General features: G+C 74.7%; 15 protein-coding genes. 9 read left to right on the forward strand and 6 right to left on the reverse strand.

All coding sequences use genetic code 11. The features are described 5' to 3' along the window. Positions 1–97: 97 nt before the first annotated feature. Positions 98–2,053, reverse strand: a complete 1,956-nt coding sequence (locus BX285_RS30450; RefSeq protein ID WP_257032254.1) for an FUSC family protein — start codon at positions 2,051–2,053, stop codon at positions 98–100. Between the two features lie 519 nt (positions 2,054–2,572). Between BX285_RS30450 and BX285_RS30455 the strand changes: the two genes are divergently transcribed. The 5 genes from BX285_RS30455 to BX285_RS30475 all read left to right on the forward strand — a co-directional run bounded on the left by BX285_RS30455 (position 2,573) and on the right by BX285_RS30475 (position 8,174). After that, complete coding sequence (locus tag BX285_RS30455) at positions 2,573–3,652, forward strand: YbiU family protein (RefSeq protein WP_097234955.1); 1,080 nt, start codon at positions 2,573–2,575, stop codon at positions 3,650–3,652. After that, positions 3,645–4,982: a DUF6271 family protein gene (locus tag BX285_RS30460; protein WP_121178867.1), complete on the forward strand. Its 1,338-nt coding sequence runs from the start codon at positions 3,645–3,647 to the stop codon at positions 4,980–4,982. Before BX285_RS30455 ends, BX285_RS30460 begins: the two co-directional genes overlap by 8 nt. 107 nt (positions 4,983–5,089) lie before the next feature. After that, positions 5,090–6,310: a type III PLP-dependent enzyme gene (locus BX285_RS30465; RefSeq protein ID WP_121179089.1), complete on the forward strand. Its 1,221-nt coding sequence runs from the start codon at positions 5,090–5,092 to the stop codon at positions 6,308–6,310. Further along, positions 6,307–6,936 (forward strand): GNAT family N-acetyltransferase, encoded by a 630-nt coding sequence (locus tag BX285_RS30470; protein WP_121178868.1) that lies wholly within the window; start codon positions 6,307–6,309, stop codon positions 6,934–6,936. The genes BX285_RS30465 and BX285_RS30470 overlap by 4 nt, the downstream gene beginning before the upstream one ends. A 5-nt stretch (positions 6,937–6,941) precedes the next feature. Then, the gene (locus BX285_RS30475; protein ID WP_121179090.1) at positions 6,942–8,174 is read left to right on the forward strand and encodes an MFS transporter; all 1,233 of its coding nucleotides are present in this window, start codon (positions 6,942–6,944) and stop codon (positions 8,172–8,174) included. Positions 8,175–8,232: 58 nt separating this feature from the next. On the opposite strand, the gene BX285_RS30480 is transcribed toward BX285_RS30475, so the two are convergent. Then, positions 8,233–8,625 (reverse strand): MerR family transcriptional regulator, encoded by a 393-nt coding sequence (locus BX285_RS30480; RefSeq protein ID WP_097234952.1) that lies wholly within the window; start codon positions 8,623–8,625, stop codon positions 8,233–8,235. Between the two features lie 15 nt (positions 8,626–8,640). Then, positions 8,641–9,660, reverse strand: a complete 1,020-nt coding sequence (locus BX285_RS30485; RefSeq protein ID WP_121178869.1) for an NADP-dependent oxidoreductase — start codon at positions 9,658–9,660, stop codon at positions 8,641–8,643. A gap of 191 nt (positions 9,661–9,851) precedes the next feature. Here BX285_RS30485 and BX285_RS30490 point away from each other — a divergent pair, with 191 nt between their 5' ends. Further along, positions 9,852–10,607 (forward strand): PIG-L deacetylase family protein, encoded by a 756-nt coding sequence (locus BX285_RS30490; protein ID WP_097234950.1) that lies wholly within the window; start codon positions 9,852–9,854, stop codon positions 10,605–10,607. On the opposite strand, the gene BX285_RS30495 is transcribed toward BX285_RS30490, so the two are convergent. From BX285_RS30495 to BX285_RS30505, 3 genes are all read right to left on the reverse strand, one after another. After that, the gene (locus tag BX285_RS30495) at positions 10,604–11,320 is read right to left on the reverse strand and encodes a DedA family protein (RefSeq protein ID WP_121178870.1); all 717 of its coding nucleotides are present in this window, start codon (positions 11,318–11,320) and stop codon (positions 10,604–10,606) included. The two genes, BX285_RS30490 and BX285_RS30495, sit on opposite strands and share 4 nt — an antisense overlap. A 50-nt stretch (positions 11,321–11,370) precedes the next feature. Beyond that, on the reverse strand, positions 11,371–11,565 hold the full coding sequence (locus tag BX285_RS30500; protein ID WP_097234948.1) for a DUF1918 domain-containing protein: 195 nt from the start codon (positions 11,563–11,565) through the stop codon (positions 11,371–11,373). Between the two features lie 149 nt (positions 11,566–11,714). Continuing rightward, positions 11,715–12,395, reverse strand: a complete 681-nt coding sequence (locus tag BX285_RS30505) for a TetR/AcrR family transcriptional regulator (protein WP_257032253.1) — start codon at positions 12,393–12,395, stop codon at positions 11,715–11,717. 361 nt (positions 12,396–12,756) lie between these two features. Between BX285_RS30505 and BX285_RS30510 the strand changes: the two genes are divergently transcribed. The 3 genes from BX285_RS30510 to BX285_RS30520 are packed head-to-tail and all read left to right on the forward strand — an operon-like array spanning position 12,757 to position 18,505. Continuing rightward, a complete protein-coding gene (locus tag BX285_RS30510; protein ID WP_257032252.1) occupies positions 12,757–13,629 on the forward strand; it encodes a phytanoyl-CoA dioxygenase in 873 nt (290 codons plus the stop codon). Between the two features lie 11 nt (positions 13,630–13,640). After that, positions 13,641–14,228: a DUF6309 family protein gene (locus BX285_RS30515; RefSeq protein WP_183107252.1), complete on the forward strand. Its 588-nt coding sequence runs from the start codon at positions 13,641–13,643 to the stop codon at positions 14,226–14,228. Then, positions 14,225–18,505: a non-ribosomal peptide synthetase gene (locus tag BX285_RS30520; protein WP_121178871.1), complete on the forward strand. Its 4,281-nt coding sequence runs from the start codon at positions 14,225–14,227 to the stop codon at positions 18,503–18,505. Before BX285_RS30515 ends, BX285_RS30520 begins: the two co-directional genes overlap by 4 nt. Positions 18,506–18,546: the final 41 nt, after the last annotated feature.

Below are 18,546 nucleotides of genomic sequence, written 5' to 3' on the forward strand. Positions count from 1 at the left end.
GACCGACCGGACCCAGGACTGACCGGATCCAGGACCGAGCCGGGCGGGGCGGGGCGGGGGCGGGGCCGGGGGCCGGGCCGAGTCGGGGACGGCCGGATCAGGGCGCCGGTGCGGCGGCCACCGACCGCGCCGCGTGGACCTCGTGGTGCAGCCGGGCCAGCGCGCAGTCCGGGGCGAGCACGCCCGGAGCCGTCCCGGACAGCGGCCGGCCGGTGCGCAGCGCCTCGGCGAGGTCGGCCAGCTCCCGCGTCACGGCGCCGACCTCGGCCGCGGTCGGTACGGGCGCGCCGTGCTCGATCCGTACCCGGGTGGCGGTGGTGGTGTCCACGATCCGTTCGACCGCGATCACCACCGGCCACCACGCCTCCGCCCGGGCCCCGACCGGCGGCGGCTCGGTGAGCGCCCGCTGGAACTCGCTGCGCACCGCCGAGAGATCTCGGTAGAGCCGGCGCCGGTAGCGGGCCCGGGCGGGCTCGTCCGCGCCCGGCCCGGTGGTGAAGGCGAGCGACACGTACGAGGCGGTGTCCTGGACGGCCTCGGCGAGGCGGTCGCCGATCCGGGTGTGCCAGGACTCCGGCCACAGCAGGTAGCCGGCCAGCAGCGAGATGCCGCAGCCGATCAGCGAGTCGTAGAGCCGGGGCAGCACCAGGTGGAAGCCCTGGTGGTTGAGCAGGTCGGAGAGCAGCAGGATCACCGGGGTGATGGCCGCGGTCTGGAAGGCGTAGCCCTTGGCGGACAGTGCGGGGATCAGCGTCGCCAGCACCGCCATCACCGGCACGTCCCACCAGCCGCGCGGCACCGCGGCGAGCACCGGGGTGGCGATCAGCAGCCCGACCGCGGTGCCGAGCGCGCGCAGCACCGCGCGGGAGAACACCGAGCCGAAGTCCGGCTTCATCACGAAGGTCACGGTCAGCGCCACCCAGTACGAGCGGGGCACCGCGATCACCGAGACCAGCACCTGGGCCAGGCCGATGCACAGCGCCAGCCGCAGCCCGTACCGCCAGGAGGCGCCGGACAGCAGCAGCGCCCGGGCCGCCCGGCGGGCCCGTACCTCCAGGGCGGCGGGCCGGCCGAGCCGGTCGGCGGCGGCGTACGGGTCGGGCGCCGGTTCGGCGATCACGGTGCCGGCGTGCCCGATCGCCTCGACCAGGGCGCGGGTGGACGGCCCGGCGGGCACGGGCAGTTCGGGCGTCGGGGCGGGCCCGGTGCGGCCCTGTTCGACGGCGTCGGCCAGGGCCCGGACGGCGGCCGGGTAGGCGGCGGGCAGCGGGCCGAACTGTGGCGGCCGCAGGTGCGCGGCGGCGGCCGCCTCGACCACCGGGATCGCCGCGTTGAGCTGGGCGAGCAGCCGCACCAGGGTGGGTGAGCGCCCGTGCCGTCGGGCCCGCCGGGCGAGCAGCAGGTCGTAGGAGTGGTTGAGCGACTGGGTGAGCTCGCGGCGCCGGTCGTCGTACTCGGGGGTGCCGGCGGCCTCCAGGAGGTCGGCGACCGCCCGGTAGGTGCCGGCGACCACCGCGCGTTCGGGCAGGCCGACGCGCAGCGGCCAGGCCAGCAGGGCCAGGACGAGCACCACCAGGCCGCCGAGCAGCAGCAGGCCGGGCGGCAGCCACCAGGGGGAGGGCAGCGGCAGGCCGGCCCCGACGACCGCGTTGAGCAGCAGGAGCAGCCCGGAGACGGAGGCGACCGCGCCGATCGAGGAGATCATGCCGGAGACCAGTGCGATGACGGTCAGCACGGCGACGGCCGTCCAGCCGGAGCCGTGCACCTGGGCGCCGAGCAGCACCCCGAGGGCGCCGAACAGCTGGGGGACGGCGATGTTGAAGACCCGCATCCGGTAGGCGTCGGCGGTGTCGCCGATGACCGCGGACAGCGCGCCCATCGACACCAGCGCACCGTAGCCGGGGCGGCCGGTGGCGGTGCCCACCGCGAGCGGGGCGGCGAGCGCGACGGAGGCGCGGGCCACTGCCGCCCAGGGGATCGGCGCGGCGCGGGGCCGCAGGCTCTCGGTCAGCCAGTCGGGCGGGGTGAGTCGGGCGGCTCCTGGGCGTGGCACGGTCCCAAGCTACGGCGGGCGGGGGGCGGTTGCCCGGCGTAACACGCCTCGCGCGGGCAACGCTTCGCGCGGGCAGCGGTGCGCGCGCGGTAACGGTTCGTGGGGCCGGTGGGGTTCACCTCCTCCCGGTTATGTCAATTTCCGAAACATACCCGCTCTTATGTCCGCCTGCGAAACATAAAGCGAACCGCGAGAGGCGGCGTGAGCTGCGTCGATTTTCCCAATCGGCAACCCGCGGGAAAGGGTTGACACCATTAGTTGGTCTAGTCCAATGTGTGGGAGGCGTGGTTCGGCAGGGCCTGAGACGTGGTGAGCGGCCGTGCCGGGCAGGTGAGTTGGCCAGTCGTCGGGGCGCACGGGCGTGATCGGCGGCCGAGCCGACAAGGAGCGTATGCGGACCGCCGACGGTCCGCGGGAGGAATTCCCGACCCGGCCGGAGCCCCGGCGGATTGGCTCCCGTGCCCGCGCCGCCCGCCGAATCAAGCACCGCGTCGACTACGAACCATGGAGTGACTGCCCATGCCGAGCACTGACGGACAGGCCGAGGAGTATCTCCACCGCGCCGCCTCGCAGCGCCCCTACTTCAGCGCGGACACCGAGAGCTACCTGGCCCGCACCGCCCTGCGGGAGATCCGCAAGAAGCACCCGCTGCGCGTGCTCTCCGAAGCGGACTACGCGTTCTGGCAGACCCACGGCTACGTCGTGGTGCCGCAGGCGATCCCCGCCGAGGCCGCACAGCGCCTGCTCGACTTCGCCTGGGACTTCCAGGGCCTGTCCCCCGACCGCCCCGAGGACTGGTACCGCGAGCGGGACTACCGCGACGAACTCGACCGGCACCTGCACATCTACGGCTTCGTCGAGGCCTACCACCACCAACTCCTCTGGGACAGCCGCCAGTCGCAGCGCGTCTACGACGCCTTCGTGGACGTCTGGGACTGCGAGGAGCTGTGGGTCACCCTCGACCGGCTCAACCTCAACCCGCCCAACGTCCGCAACCGCGACCGCGCGCTGATCGAACCCACCGACCGCGGCTTCGACATCGAACTGCACTGGGACGTCGACACCACCCGGGGCGTGCTGCCGCAGCGCGTCCAGGGCATCATCGCGCTCAACGACACCGCCCCCGACCACGGCGGCTTCCAGTGCAATCCCGAGCTGTTCCGCCGCTTCAACCAGTGGCAGGCCGTCCAGCCCGCCGACCGCGACCCGATCCGCCCCGACGTCGACCGGGACGAGTATCCCGTCGTACGGCCCGAGTTGAAGGCCGGCGACCTGCTGATCTGGAACGGCCTGCTCGCCCACGGCGTCGAACGCAACACCTCCGAGCGCGGCGTGCGCGCGGTGCAGTACCTGTCGATGATGCCCGCCCTGGAGGAGGCCGAACAGCTGCGGCGCTCCCGGGTCGAGTCCTGGCGCACCCTCGCCACCCCGGACTGGAACCGCACGCTCGTCGGCGATGCCACCCGGCACGAGTCGCTGCGCTACGGAACCGCCGAACTCACCGAACTCGGCGAGAAGTTGCTCGGCCTGCGGTCCTGGACCGGCCGGACCTTCGAGCAGCAGAAGGACGCCGACGGCCGGGGGAGCCGGCATGCGTGACGTCTGCCTGACCCTGCCCACCAACCGCGAGTGCGCGGACACCATCACCGCCGTCGGCGCCGAAGCCGCCTACGCCGTCGATCGGTTCGACGTCCGGGTGCACCTGCTGGTGCTGGACTCCGCCGACCCCGCCACCCGCGCCCGGCACGCCCGGGCGGTCGCCGCCCTGCCCGCCGTCGACGGCGTGCACGTCCACCACCTCGACGAGGACGCCCAACGCGCCTTCCTGCGCGAGGTGATCGACCGCTCCGGCGTCGCCGGCCCCGACAAGCTGCTGGACCTCATGCTGCCGGACGCCGTCTCCTACGGCGCCTGCACCAACCGGGCGTTCCTGATCGCCGCCGCGCTCGGCTGCGCCTCGGTGCACCGCCGCGACTCCGACAGCCGCTACCAATGGCTCCACGGCGAACCGGTGTTCCCGATCGAGCACGAGCTGGCCACCCTCGGCCGGAGAGCCGCCGACGCGGCCGCCGCCGTCGCCGAGTACACCCTCGACCCGGCGCACGCGGACAAGCCCGTCGCCCTCGTCGGCGCCTCCTTCGTCGGCGAACTCTCCGTCGACATCGGCGAGATCCTCGAACTCGACCCCGAGGTCTACCACGACGTGGTCGCCCTCTGGGCCCCCACCGGCGCGAGCGAACAGGAGAAGCGCGAACTCGTCGCCCAGTCCTTCGTCGGCGGCGGCACCGAACCGTTCACCACCGACCGCACCGTGCTCGACCGGCCCGGCATCTGGCACATCGACATGTGCAACATCGGCCTCCACCACGAGGTGTACGAGCGCGTACCGCTGCCGCCCGCCACCGAGACCATCGGCAGCGACTACTTCCTCCACCACCTGGTGTACGACGCCACCCTGCCCGGCGTCACCCACAACCGCCACATCGTCAACTACTACACCCCGGAACGGCGCACCGGCCCCGGCTTCACCGCCTACCAGCTGCGCTACGCCAAGTTCCTGCTCTCCATGCTCTACCTCCACCCCGTCTACGCCGAGATGACGGAGGCCGGCGGAGCCCTGCTGGACGAGCAGCACCGCGTCCGCCCCGAGGCGATCGCCGACTCCGCCCGCCGCAGCGCCACCACCGACCGCGCGGAGAACCACCGCCGACTGGCCGAACTGGACCGCTGCTACCGGCAACTGGGCGGGAAGTACGCCGAGTTCGCCGACCACCTGGCACCCCGGCGAGCACGCCTGCTCGACGAGGCGCAGGCCGACATCGAGGACTTCGCCCTGCTGATCGACGCCTGGGGCCCGCTGGTGCGGGCGAGCAGGACCACCCCCGCCGACCGGCTGCCGGGGCGCGTCCGCGCCGGGAGCACCACGTGATACGCCAGACAGACCGGACACCGGGCGCACCGCCCGCCCACCGCTCCCCGACCGGGAGCGCCGTCCACAGCCGCGCACCCCACCCCGACCCGCACGACCGCACCGCACTGCGCGCCGCCCTCGCGGCCGCCACCGACGACCGGATCATCTACGACCTGGACGGCATCGGCGGCCAGTACGCCGCCCTCCGCGCCGAACTGCCCGGCGTGGCCGTACGGTTCGCCATGAAGGCCTGCCCGGTCGACGAGGTGCTGGCCCACCTGGCTGCCCTCGGCTCCGGCTTCGACGCGGCCGGCCCGCAGGAGATCGCCCAGGCGCTGCGCACCGGCGTCCCGCCCGAGCTGATCCACTACGGCAACACCATCAAGTCCGACCGCAACATCGCCGAGGCCCACCGGCTGGGCGTGCGCGACTTCGCCACCGACAGCCTGGAGGACGTCGCGGCGATCGCCGAACACGCGCCCGGCTCACGGGTGTTCTGCCGGATCGCGACCACCGGCGACGGCGCCCTGTGGGGCCTGAGCCACAAGTTCGGCTGCTCGCCCGAGGACGCCCTGCGGGTGCTCGGCGAAGCCCGTACCTCCGGGCTGGTGCCCTCCGGCCTGTCGGTGCACGTCGGCTCGCAGCAGATGACCGCCGAGGCCTGGGGCGCCGCCCTGGACTCGCTGGCCGCCGTGCTGGAAGCGCTCAACTGGCGTGGCATCACCCCTGATCGGATCAACCTCGGCGGCGGACTGCCCGCCCTCGGCGTCCTCGACCGGCGCGGTCGGCCGCTCGACCCCCCGCTGGACAAGATGTTCGCGGTGATCCGCGAGGGCATGGACCGGCTGCGCGCCGTCAACGCCGGGCCGCTGGAGTTCCTGGTGGAGCCCGGCCGCCACCTGGTCGCCGACCACGGCGCCATCCGCGCGCACGTCGCCCGGCTCACCTCCCGCCACCGGCTAGACGGCGGCCGGGAGGACTGGCTCTACCTCAGCTGCGGCAAGTTCAACGGCCTGTACGAGATGGACCAGTTGCAGTACCGGCTGGAGTTCCCCACCCACCCCGGCGGCCAGTTCGTCAACGCGGTGGTGGCCGGCCCGACCTGCGACAGCGACGACGCGTACGCCCAGGACGGCGGCCTGGTGCGGGTCCCGCACGCGCTCGGCTCCGGCGACCCGGTCTGGATCCACTCCTGCGGCGCGTACGCCACCGCCTACGCGACCCGCGGGTTCAACGGCTTCGCGCCGCTGCCCTACAGCTGCATCGGCGGCACCGGACCCGGAACCGGCACCGGACCCGGCACCGGTCTCGATGGAAGCAACGGCCCCGACGGAGGCACCGCATGACCGACACCCGGATCCGACTGCTCCGGGAGGACGACTGGGACGCCGTGGTCGCGCTGGAGGAGCGCGCCTACGCCGCCAGCGGCCTGTCCGAGGGCCGCGAGGCGCTGCAGTCCCGGCACCGCGCCTCACCGGACACCTGCTTCGTCCTGGAGCACGCGGGCCGCCTCGGCGGCTACCTGCTCGCCCTGCCGTACCCGCTGTTCCGCTGCCCGGACCTCAGCCGCAGCGAGGAGCACGGGACCGGGACCGGGAAGGGGGCGGCGCCCGGCAACATGCACGCCCACGACCTGGTGATCTCCGAGGAACTGCGCGGCCGGGGCCTGTCCCACCGGATGCTGCGGCATCTGGAGGACACCGCCCGGGCGGCCGGCCACCGGACCATCTCGCTGGTCGCCGTCCGCGGTTCGAACGTGCTGTGGACCCCGCTGGGCTACCGCGCCCGGCCCGAGGTCGAACTGCCTGCGAGCTACGGCTCCCGGGCGGTCTACATGGCGATGCCGCTGGACCCCGGCCGCCCGGCCGCCGACCTGAGCATTGACCTGACCGCCGACCCGACCTCCGACTTGACCGCCGACCCGACCGCCGACCCGACCGCCGGGCCCCGATCCAGAGCCGAAGTGGGCTGATGCCGATGTCCCCCGTTCGCGACGAGTTCCGCCGGTCCCAACTGGCCATCGGCGCACTGTTCTTCGTCCTCGGGTTCCAGTACGCGACCTGGGTCTCCCGGGTGCCCGCGCTCAAGGCCCGGCTCGACCTCGGCGAGGCCCAGATCGGCCTGTTGCTGATGACCTGCGGGATCGGCGCGGCGGTGTCCTTCCCGCTGGTGGCGGTGCTGATGCGGCGGTTCGGCTCCCGCCTGCTCTCGGTGCTGTCCGCGCTCGCGCTCGGCGTCGTCCTGCTCGCGCTCTCGGTGGCGCCGAACTACCCGGTCACGCTGCTGGTGCTGTTCTGCGACGGCGTCGCGGTCGGCTGCCTCAACGTCGCCATGAACGCCCAGGGCGCGGCGCTGGAGGCCCGCTTCGAGCGGACCACCATGTCCAGGCTGCACGCCACCTTCAGCGCCGGCTCGCTGCTGGCCGCCCTGCTGGCCTCCGGCGTCAACGCCTTCACCGGGACCCTCGCGGTGCACTTCGGCCTGGCCGCCGTGCTGCTCGCCGCCCTGGTCCTCGCAGCCCGGTCGGGGCTGCTGGCCGACGACTCGCAGAAGGCCGCGGAGCCGGGGGACGAGCAGCCGGGCGAGGAGAAGCCGGGGGAGCGGAAGCAGCGCCGGGGCTTCGTGCTGCCGACCGTCGCGACGCTCTGGATGGGCCTGGCGATGGTCTTCGGCACCGTCACCGAGGGCGCCATGAACGACTGGTCGGCGCTCTACCTCAAGGACGTGGTGGACGCGGGTGCCGGGCTCGCGCCGATGGGCATCGCCGTCGTCTCGGTGATGATGGTGTGCGCCCGGATCTTCGCCGACGGCTGGCGCACCCGCTTCGGCGACGGCCGCATCGTGCGCACCGGCAGCCTGCTGGCCGGCCTCGGCCTCGCCCTCGCCCTGCTGGTCGGCGGAGTGGTGCCGACCCTGCTCGGCTTCGCCTGCGTCGGCCTCGGCGTGGCGGCGGTCACCCCGTGCGTCTACGTCGCCGCCGCCCGCCGCGGCGCCGACGCCCTCTCCCTGGTCGCCGCGATGGGCACCACCGGCCTGCTCGCTGGCCCCGCCGTGATCGGCTTCATCGCGGGCGCCACCAGCCTCGTCTGGGGCATGGCCGCCGTAGCCGCCTCCGCGGCGGTCGTCTCGCTCTGCGCCACCCGCATCAGCTGGCCCGCCACCCAGCCGGCCCCCGCCCCCGAGCCCCGCCTCGCCGCCGACCCCAGCTGACCACGGCCTGCGGTCCCCGGCCGGTAGGCCTCGCCTCCGGCCCCTCGCCTCCGGCCCCTCAGCTCTCGCCCGGTACGTCTGCACCCCCGTTGCGGATGTGCCGGGCGAGCCTGTCGCGGAGCGTGGTGAGGCGGGCGATCTCGGCGTCGAGGGTGGCGAGGCGGGCGGTGACGACCGGGGCGAAGGTGTCGGGGCCGGGGGAGGCGGAGCAGCGCTGCGGCGGGTCGTACGCCAGCATGTCGAGGCGGTGGGCGCGGCTGGCCAGGTCGTCCACCGTCAGTCCCACAGCGAGGAGTTGGCGGATCACCCGGACCCGGGCGACCTCGGCCGGGCCGTACTCGCGTTGGCCGGAGGCGGTGCGGGCGGGCGGCGGGAGCAGGCCGCGTTGCTCGTAGAAGCGCAGTGCCCTGGGGGTGGTGCCCGCCGCTGCCGCCGCCTCGCCGATCCGCATGCCTGCCCTCCGTCGTCAGAGCTCCACGATGGTGGTCCCGAAGGTGTCCCCGGTGAACAGTCCGGTCAACGCCGCGGGGGCCCGATCGATGCCCGCGATGCTGGTGCGGGGGAGGACGAGTTGCCCGGCGCGCAGCCAGGCGTCGAGGCGGTCGCGCCACTCGGCGTCGAGGTCCGGGTGGGCGAGCTGGGTGAAGCCGCGCAGGGTGAGGCCGAGGGTGATGACCCGGAAGGTGTCGATCACGGCCGGTGCGTCGCCGCCGCGCCGGTCCGGTGCGAGCTGGCCGTCGAGGGCGCCGACCAGGGCGAACCGGGCGCCGGGGCGGGCCGCGTCGACGGCGGCGGTCAGCTGCTCGCCGCCGACCAGGTCGAGGACGACGTCGAGCCCGTCCGGTGCGGCCTCGGCGAGTTGGTCGGCGAACGGCCGCTCGCCGGGCACCAGCACCGCGTCGTAGCCGAGTTCGGCGGTCAGCCGCTTCGCCTTGGCGGGCGTGCGGGTGGTGCCGATCACCCGGGCGGCGCCGAGGAGCCGGGCGAGCTGCCCGGCCGTGCTGCCGACCGCGCCCGCCGCGCCGGTCACCAGTACCACGTCGCCCGGGCGCACCCCGGCGACGCGGGTGAGCCCGCCGTAGCCGGCCGAGGAGGTCGAGATCAGGGCGAGCGGGTCCGGGAAGTCCGGGGCGACGGGGGTGAACTGCGCGGCGTCCGCGAGCGCGTGGTCCCGCCAGCCGTGCAGATGGGTCACCAGGTCGCCCGGGCGCAGCGAACCGCCCTCGGGCGCGGCCAGCACCTCGCCGAGGGCGGGCCCGAACAGGGCGTCCCCGGGGGCGATGTGCGGCAGGGGCAGGCCGCCGCCCTCGACGGCGATCAGGGTGCGCAGGCCGGGGAAGACCAGGAAGGCCCGGTTGCGGACGAGGACGTCCCCGGGGCCGGGGGCCGGCAGCGGCTCCTGGGCGACGGTGAAGTCCTCGGGGGCGGGCAGCCCGGCCGGGTCGGCGGTCAGCCGGACGACGCGGGCGGTGGTGGGCAGGGCCATGGCGGTGCTCCTCGTGAGAAAGGGGAAGCCCGTTGTGGGGCGCGCCCGGACGCTAACCCTTGACCCTTGGGTCAGGGGCAAGCGCTCCAGGCAGGAGGGTGTCTGACGAGGTGTGGGGGACGCCGGTCTTCTAGAGTCGCCTGCGGTACGACCGTACGAAGTTGTGAGCCGCACCGAGAAGGATGACCCGCATGACCGAGCAGACCCCCGCGCCCGTCGAGCCCGCGCCCTACGAGCCGGTGGACGAGGACTGGCAGACCGCGCTGGCGATCGTCGCGCACCCCGACGACATGGAGTACGGCGGCGCCGCGGCCGTCGCCCGGTGGACCTCCCAGGGCAAGAAGGTGGTCTACGCGATGGTCACCAGCGGGGAGGCCGGGATCGACTCGATGGACCCGGCGGAGTGCGGGCCACTGAGGGAGGCCGAGCAGATCGCCTCGGCCCGCGTGGTCGGTGTGGACACCGTCGAGTTCCTGGGCCACCCGGACGGTGTGGTGGAGTACGGGCTGCCGCTGCGCCGGGACATCGCCCGCGTGGTGCGCCGGCACCGCCCGGACATCGTGATCACCAGCAACTTCCGGGACACCTACGGCGGGGTGTTCCTCAATCAGGCGGACCACATCGCGGTCGGCCGGGCCACCCTGGACGGCGTCCGGGACGCCGGGAACCGCTGGGTGTTCCGCGAGCTGCTGGCGGAGGGCCACGAGCCGTGGAACGGCGTGCGGCAGATCTGGGCGGTGGCCTCGCCGGAGTCGGCGCACGCGGTGGACACCACCGAGCACTTCGACCGGGGCGTCGCCTCGCTGGAGGAGCACAAGGCGTACCTGGCCGGGCTCGGCGGGGAGATGGCGAATGCCCGGGAGTTCCTGGAGGGCTTCGGGCGGGGCGCGGGCAGCCGCCTGGGGACGCGCTTCGCGGTGCCGTTCGAGGTGTTCCCGCTGCGCTAGGGCCTGTCCGAGCCCTCGTGGGAGGCGGCGTCCGGGCCGGGTCCGGAGTCGGGCCCGGGTCCGGCGTCGGCGTCGGCGTCCGCGCGGCGCCGGCGTCGGTAGCGCAGCACCTGCCGGAGCAGGAAGGCGGCGACCAGCACCCCGAGGCCGATCGCGAACCACAGCTGGTAGCGGATCGCCGTCCGGTACACGGCGCCGATGTTGGCCCCGGCGAGGTAGCCGAAGGTGCCCCAGACGCCCGTCCACAGCGCGGCGCCGAGGAGGTTGAACGGCAGGAAGCGGCGCCAGGGCATCTCCGTCGTCCCGGCGATGATGCCGTTGGTCTGGCGCAGCCCGTCGACGAAGCGGGCGACGGTGACGACCTTGCCGCCGTGCCGGGCGAAGAAGCCGTCCGCGCGCTCCATCCGGGCCGGGGTGAGCAGTACGTAGCGGCCCCAGCGGTGGACGAAGGCGCGCCCGCCGGTGCGGCCGATCAGGTAACCGAGGCTGTTGCCGACCGCCGCGGCGACGCCCGCGATCAGCAGGACGGCGGCGAAGTCCAGGTGCCCGGCGCCGGCGTACACCGAGGCGAGCACCAGGATGGTCTGCCCCGGCACCGGGACGCCGCAGTTGTCGAGCAGCACGAGCAGCGCCACCGCCAGGTACCCGTAGTGGTCCAGCAGTGGCGCGAGCCCGGCGAGCGCCCCGGGCAGCGGGGTCGTGGGTGCGGACACCGCTCCTCACCACCGCGCGCGGTCGGGCCGCGGGGTGGCGGGGGCGTCGGTCAGCGGTCCGCCAGCCGCGGTTCGATGTTGCAGTCGGGGCCGGGGTAGATCAGGCCCTGGTGGCCGTCCTCGAAGCGGACCACGTACGGCGGCTGGCCGTCGGCGCCGCGCACTTCGACGATCTCGCCCTTCTGGTCCACCATGCCCACCGACCTGCTGTGGATGTGGAGCTGGTCACCTACCGCTGCGTGCATGGTCTGCTCCTCGGGGTCGTGTCCTCGGGTCGTGTCCTGGGTCGTCAGCTCGTGGGTCGTCGGGTCGTGGGGGCCCGCCTCGGCGACCGTTCCGCTATCCACTGTGCTTCGGGGGCGGCGGGCTCGCAAACGCCGTGGGCGAAGGTGCCTCAGCGGGCGGGCAGGTGTTGCGCGAGGTAGCCGCGGACCAACCGCTTGCACTCGGCGATCAGGGTCGGATCGCCGTTCGGGTCCCCGCGGAAGGCCAGCTTGAGTACGGCGTCGGCCGCCTCCAGGGCGACCCGCAGGGTCAGCGTGGTGGCCGCCGGGTCGTCCGCCCGGAACATGTCGCCGCCGAGTGCCTGCAGGCGCAGGGCGACGGCGGTGTTGTTGTCCACGCCGGTGTCCAGCAGGTGCCGGTCGTCCCGGACGCCGGCGGGGACGGCCGGGCCGGCCAGGCCGAAGTCGACCTGTCCGAAGCCGGGGACCGCGCGCTTCATGGCGACGAACTCCTCCACCGCGAGGTCGGTGAAGGCGGCCGGGTCGATCGGCGCGGCGGCGGCAAGCCGGGTGTCGAGGCGCCGGAGGTACTGGTCGAGGTTGCGGCCGGCGAGTGCGGCCAGCAGGTCCTCCTTGCCGGCGAAGAACTGGTAGAGGGTGCCGATCGGCACCTGGGCGCGCTGGGCGACCTGCTTGGTGGTGAGCGCGGTGGCCCCGACCTCGTCCAGCAGTCCGGCGCAGGCGTCCAGGATGCGGCCGTACCGCTCCTGGCTGCGCTGTTGGACCGGGCGTCGACGGGCCGACGGGCCCATCCGGCCGGCTGCTTCGTGACTCCGGGTGTCCGAGCTCATGGGCTCACTCTGCCGCATCCGCTGTTCCGGCGGCGAATCACCGGGGCGCAGCGCGGCCGGAGTGCTCCGTGGGGGAGGAATCGACTGGTGGCCGGAGCTGAACGGCACGGTGGCGGGAAGGTGTCCACGAGGAGGCGATGGCCTTGTCGTGGACGCGAAGACCGGTTCATACTCCTGGGGCGCACTACCTTGCGTGATCGACGCGTCTCTCTTCGTGGTGATCACGGTTCAGTCGTGGCGGCTGTGGCGACTGTGACGGACGCTCCGCCACCACCCGAGGTCTGGATGGAACCCGTGTGCCTCCTTGCTCGTGCCACGTCCCGTTGTTCGTCCCGCCGAACGGAAGGAGGGGGTCGGTTCGGTGACGTTGTCCTCCGGAGGGCGTGAGGCCCTCGACATCGAGCACCACCGCAAGTTCCTGGAGTCCGGGTACCTGGTCCTGCCCGGCCTGGTACCGGAAGCGCTGCGCGAACGGCTCGTCCCCGAGGTGGACCGCTGGGTCGACGAGGGCCTGCGGGCCCGGTCGATCGCCGCCTGCGCCGACCCCGCCCGGCACGGGCCGCCCCCGCTGCTGGAGCTGGAACTGCCGGCGCACGGCCAACTGCTCACCCACCCACCGCTGTTGTGGACCCTGACCCGCCTGCTCGGACCGTCCTTCGTCTTCCACCACCTGCACAGCGACCGCCAGGACCCGGGCATCCCCGGCAAGCCCTGGCACCACGACTGCGAGCCCAACGACCGCGCCGACCCGTCGCTGCTGATGGTCCACGCCCTGCACTACCTCGGTGGACTGGACGAGAAGGTCGGCAGCCTCGCCGTCCTGCCCGGCTCGCACCAGGGCGCCTTCGGCAAGGCCGCCTTCGCCCACCACGGCACGGCGGAACTGCCCGGCGAGGTGGTGATCGACCGGCTGCCGCCCGGGACCACCGTGCTGCTCAACTCGGCGCTGTTCCACACCCGCAGGCCCGCGCCCGACGGGCCGGGCCGGCCCCGGTACTTCATCGACGCCTCGTACTGCCAGGTGGGGGCGCGCTGGCGCCCGGTGAAGCCGTACTGGCGGCGGATGCTCGCCCGGGCCCGCGAACTCGACCTGGCCGACGGGCAGTGGCCCGAGCTGTTCGCGGAACGGCACTTCACCGAGTACACCGGAACCGCGCACACCGGCGCTGCGGGTACGGGAACGGCGCACACAGGCACCGCGCGCACCGGCACCGCGCACACCGGAACCGTCTGAGGAGCACTGCTGTGGAGATCGTCACCGCCGTCGCCTACCCCGAGGTCCACGACGCCTACCTGCGGGACCATCCGGTGGAGCGGGCCCACGAGGCGAACAGCAACATGTACGCCGAGGAGAACCTCGAACGCGCCGACCGCATCCCCGGCGGCTGGTGGCGCGTCCGGCTCTCGCGGGCGGACGTCCTCGGAGTGGTGCTGCCCTGGCACATCAGCGAGGGCGGGGCGCTCGAACTGGTACCGCGCTCCGGCCTGACCGTGAGCGAGGCGGCGGAACGGATCCGCTCCGCCGAGACCGCCTGGACGGCCGCCAACCCGGTCTGCTCGGCGAAGCTGCGGCTGCTGCGGCGGGCCCCGTTCACCCCGCTCTTCCTCAGTACCGCCCCGGTGGAGCACCCCGACTACGGGGAGCTGACGGTCCGGTCCGGGCTGATCCACCTGGACGGTCTGCACCGCATGCTGGCCTGGGAGTTGGCCGGTCGGCTGCCCGAACGGGCGGTGCTGGACGGGTACCTGGTGGGTGACCCACGGGTGGCGGCCGGCCCGGTCCGCACGGGAAGGACGGGACGGACGGGACGGACGGGGGACGAGTCGGCGTGACCTCCGCGACGCAGCACGTCCGGTCCGCACCGTCCGGCCGCTCCGGCCCCGCCCGCTCGCTGCCCGGGCTCCTCGCCCGGCTCGCCCGGGCCCACCCGGACCGGCCCGCGCTGAGCGACGGAGTCCGTACGGTCGACTACCGCACGCTGGACGCCTCGGCCGCCCGGATCGCTGCCCGGCTGGCCGCCGCCGGCACCGGGCGGGGGGACCGGGTCGCCCTGGTCGGGCCCCGGGACGCCCGGATGCTGGTGCTCCTGCACGGGGTGTTGCGCTCGGGTGCGGCGGCGGTGCTGGCCGACCCGGAGTGGTCGGCGGCCGACCTGGCCCGGCGGCTGGCGGCCGTCCGGGTGGGGCGGGTGCTCGCGACGGAGGGCGGGCTCGGCGGGGAGGTGGTGGACGTCCTGACGCCCCGGCCGCCGGCGGCGTCGCCGTCCGGCGAGGCGGAGGCGGAGGCGGAAGCGGACGAGGGCGAAGCAGAGGGGGACGTCGAGGCCGTGGACGTCGAGGACCCCGCGTACCTCTCCTTCACCTCCGGGTCGAGCGGCGAGCCCAAGGCCGTCGCCGTCACCCACGCCAACGCCGTGCACTACGCGCTGGCCCTGGCCGGACGACTCGGCCTCACCGAGGCCGACGCGCCGTGCACCGCGCACGTCACCACGCTGGCCGCCGACCTCGGCCACACCGCCTGGCTGCTCGCCCTCGCCACCGGGGGCTCGGTGCACGTCGTCCCGGACCGCGAGGTGCGCGACCCGCAGGCCTTCTGGGCCTCGCTCCGGCACGCCGGGGTGAACGTCCTGAAGACCACCCCCTCCCACCTGAGCGCCCTGCTGGAGGGCCGCCCGGCCGACACCCCACCGCTGCACACCCTGCTGCTCGGCGGCGAGGCGCTGCCGCGCCCGCTCGCCGCCGCGTTGCTCGACGGCGGCACCACCGCCCGGCTGGCCAACCACTACGGCCCGACCGAGACCACCGTCGGCGCGACCTGTCTGCTCGCCACCGACGCCCGCGAACTGCCGGCCGAGGAGCCGACCGTACCGATCGGCACCGGGATCGGCGAGGTGCTGCTCACCGTGGTGGACGGCACGGGCCGTGCGGTTCCGGACGGCACCGTGGGGGAGCTGCTGATCGGCGGCCGCGGCGTCAGCGCCGGGTACTTCGGCCGGCCGGACGAGACCGCCCGCGGCTTCGTCCGGCGCGACGGCGGCCTGGTGTACCGCACCGGTGACCTGTGTCGCCGCCGGGCGGACGGGAACCTGGTCTTCCTCGGCCGGGTGGACCGCCAGGTGAAGGTCCGCGGCTACCGGGTCGACCTCGCCGAGATCGAGCGGGCCATGGACGGCTACCCGGGCGTCGCCCGCTCGGCGGTGCTGCTGCGGGAGACCGCCGTCGGCGGCCAACTGCTCGGCGCGGTACGGCCGTCGGAGGGTTTCGGCGGCCTGGAGCTCCTGCGCGCGCACTTACGGGACCGGCTGCCGGGCTACTCCGTGCCGCAGCCGATCCTGGTGCTGCCGGAGTTCCCGGTCGGGCCGAACGGCAAGCTCGACCGGGGACGCCTCGGCGAGCTGGTGGCCGAACTGGTGGAGGCCCGCGCGGAGTCGGCGGGAGCTGCGGCGACAGGCCCGGCAGCGACCACTCTGGCGGCGGAGATCGGCCGGTTCTGGGCAGGTGCGCTCGGCCTGCCCGCCGTCGGGCCGCGCGCCGACGTGCTGGGCCTCGGCGGGGACTCCATCCTCGCCATGCGCACCATCGCCTTCCTGCGGCGCTCGGGCCTGCGCGTCGCCTACGAGGACTTCTACCGGCACCCGACGGCGGAGGGCCTGGCCGCAGCCGCAGCCGCCGCCGCCACGCCCCCGAACCCGGCCACCCCTGGTGCCCCGGCCGCCCTTGCCGCGCACGCCGGGGGCGGCGGCGGCCGACTCGCCCCGGCGCAGCGCTGGTTGTACCGGCAGCGGTCCCTCCGGGACGTACGGCACTGGAACCAGTCCGTGCTGCTGCGCTGCCGGGCGGCGGTCGACCCGGCGGCGCTCTCGGCGGCGGTCGCGGCCGTCCTGGAACGCCACCCGGCGCTGCGCCGCCCGCTCTCCCCGGACGGCTACGGCGAGCCCCGGCCGGTGGCCGAGCTCGACCCGGTCTCCTTCTCCCGGATCCCGCGCGCGGCCGGAGCGATCGCCGACACCGTCGCCGGGGTCTGCACCGAACTCCACCGCAGCATCGACCCGTTGGCCGGCCGGCTGCTGCGCGCCCACCTGTTCACCGGCCCGCCCGGCACCGACGACCGGCTCGCGCTGATCGCGCACCACCTGGTGGTCGACGGGCTGTCCTGGCGGATCCTGCTGGACGACCTGGCGCACGCGTACCGGGCGGTGCTGGACCGGAAGCCGGTCGACCTGCCGCCGACGGCGGACTTCTACGCCTGGGCGGCGGCCGCGCCGGTGGCGGAAGCCGATGAGCCCGCCGCCGACCCTGTCGCTGAGCCCGTCGCCGACCCTGTCGCCGAGCCCGTCGCCGAGCCCGTCGCGGTCAGTTGGGCGCTCGAAGCGGAGGCCACCGCCCGGCTGGTCGCGCGGCACGGTGCCGGGGTCGGGCTGGAGGCCGTCCTGCTCGCCGCCTTCGCCGACGCCGTCACCGGCTGGGACGGGCGGGCCCGGCTCGTGGTGGAGGTCGAGACCCACGGCCGGGACGTCGTCGGAGATCCGGGCGAATTCCTGGACACCGTCGGCTGGTTCACCGCCGTCAAGCACCTCGGCCTGGAGGCCGGGGCGAGTCCCGAGGCGGTGGCGCGGCGGCTTCGCGAGGCGCCCGTCCGGCCGATGGACGCGCCGGGGCGGCGGCCCGCCGTCGGCTTCAACTTCCTCGGCACCTTCCGGCTGCCGGAGGAACCCGCGCTGGACTGGACCGTCGCCGCCGAGCAGGCCGGGGTGGCGCGCTGTCCCGGGGGCGATCCGATGTACGAACTGCGGCTCACTGCACGGGTGGTGGAGCAGCGGCTGGTCGCCGACCTGGTGTCCGGGCGGCCGGGTCCTTCGGGCCCCGAGGCCGAGCGGATCACCGCCGCCTTCGCAGCAGCCGTAGCGGCGGAAGCAGCGGAGGCGGGGGCACCGGCAGCGGGGGCGCGGCCCGTCCGGGCGCCGCTGTCCACCTCCGGTCAGCTGCTGCACCCCGGCGTGGCGCCGACCGCCCGGGCGACGGTGCGCGAACCCGCCCGGGTGCTGCTCACCGGCGCCACCGGCTACCTGGGGCGGCACCTGCTGGACGCCTTCCTGCGGCGCGGCGCCGAGGTCACCTGCCTGGTGCGGGCCGCCGACGACGCGCAGGCCCTGAAACGACTGGGGGCCCGAGCGGTCCACGCCGTCGCCGGGGACATCGACCGGGACGGCCTCGGCCTCTCCCCGGCGGGGCTGGAGCGCGCCCGGGCCGCGCGGATCGTCGTGCACGCAGCGGCGGACGTCCGGCTGGTGGCCTCGCCCGACGAGCTGGAGCGCACCAACCACGCGGCGGTGCGCCGGCTGCTCGGCTGGACCGGGGAGCACACCCCGCAGGCCGCCTTCCACCACGTCTCCACGCTCGCCGTCTCGGGTGGCGTGGACGGCCCGCCGCGGCGCTTCGGCGAGGCGGACCTGTGGATCGGCCAGCACTTCCGCACCCCGTACGAGCGGACCAAGTACCGCGCCGAGCAGGCCGTCCGGGCCTGGGCCGCCGGCGGGCACGCCGCCTATCTGCACCGCAGCGGGCACATCGCGGCGCACAGCCGGACCGGCGCCTTCCAGGCGAACACCGGCGACAACCGGATCTACCAGCTGATCCGCGGCTACCTGCTGGCCGGCGCCGCCCCCAGCCGGCCGGCGACCGCCTTCGCGTTCTCGCACGTGGACACGGTGGCCGCCGGGATCGCCGCGATCGCCCTCGACCCGTACGCGGCACCCGGCGCCTACCACGTCGAATCGCCGTACGCCGTCGCCCACGACGAGCTGGTGGGGTGGCTGGCCGGGCTGGGCCACCCGGTGCGGCTCACCGACGAGGAGGCCTTCGCGGCGGCCCTCGCCGCCGCCGAGCGGCGGCACCCGACGGCCGTCCGGTTGGCCGCCGTCTGGGCGCAGCAGGAGGAGCGCAACGTCCGGGTGGACAGCGCGTACACCACCGCGGTGCTCGACCGGCTGGGCGTCCACTTCGATGCCCCGACCCCGCAGTGGTGGTCGGCGGCGCTGGCTTGGGCCGCCGAGGCCGGCTACCTGCCACCCGCCGGACCGTCCCGACGCGGCCCCGAGCCCTCCCCTTGACCTTCCTGAACTCCCCCTGACCGTCCCCGAGTTCTCTCCCG

The organism is Streptomyces sp. 1114.5 (assembly GCF_003635085.1).
In the GTDB taxonomy this organism is placed as follows: Bacteria; Actinomycetota; Actinomycetes; order Streptomycetales; family Streptomycetaceae; genus Kitasatospora.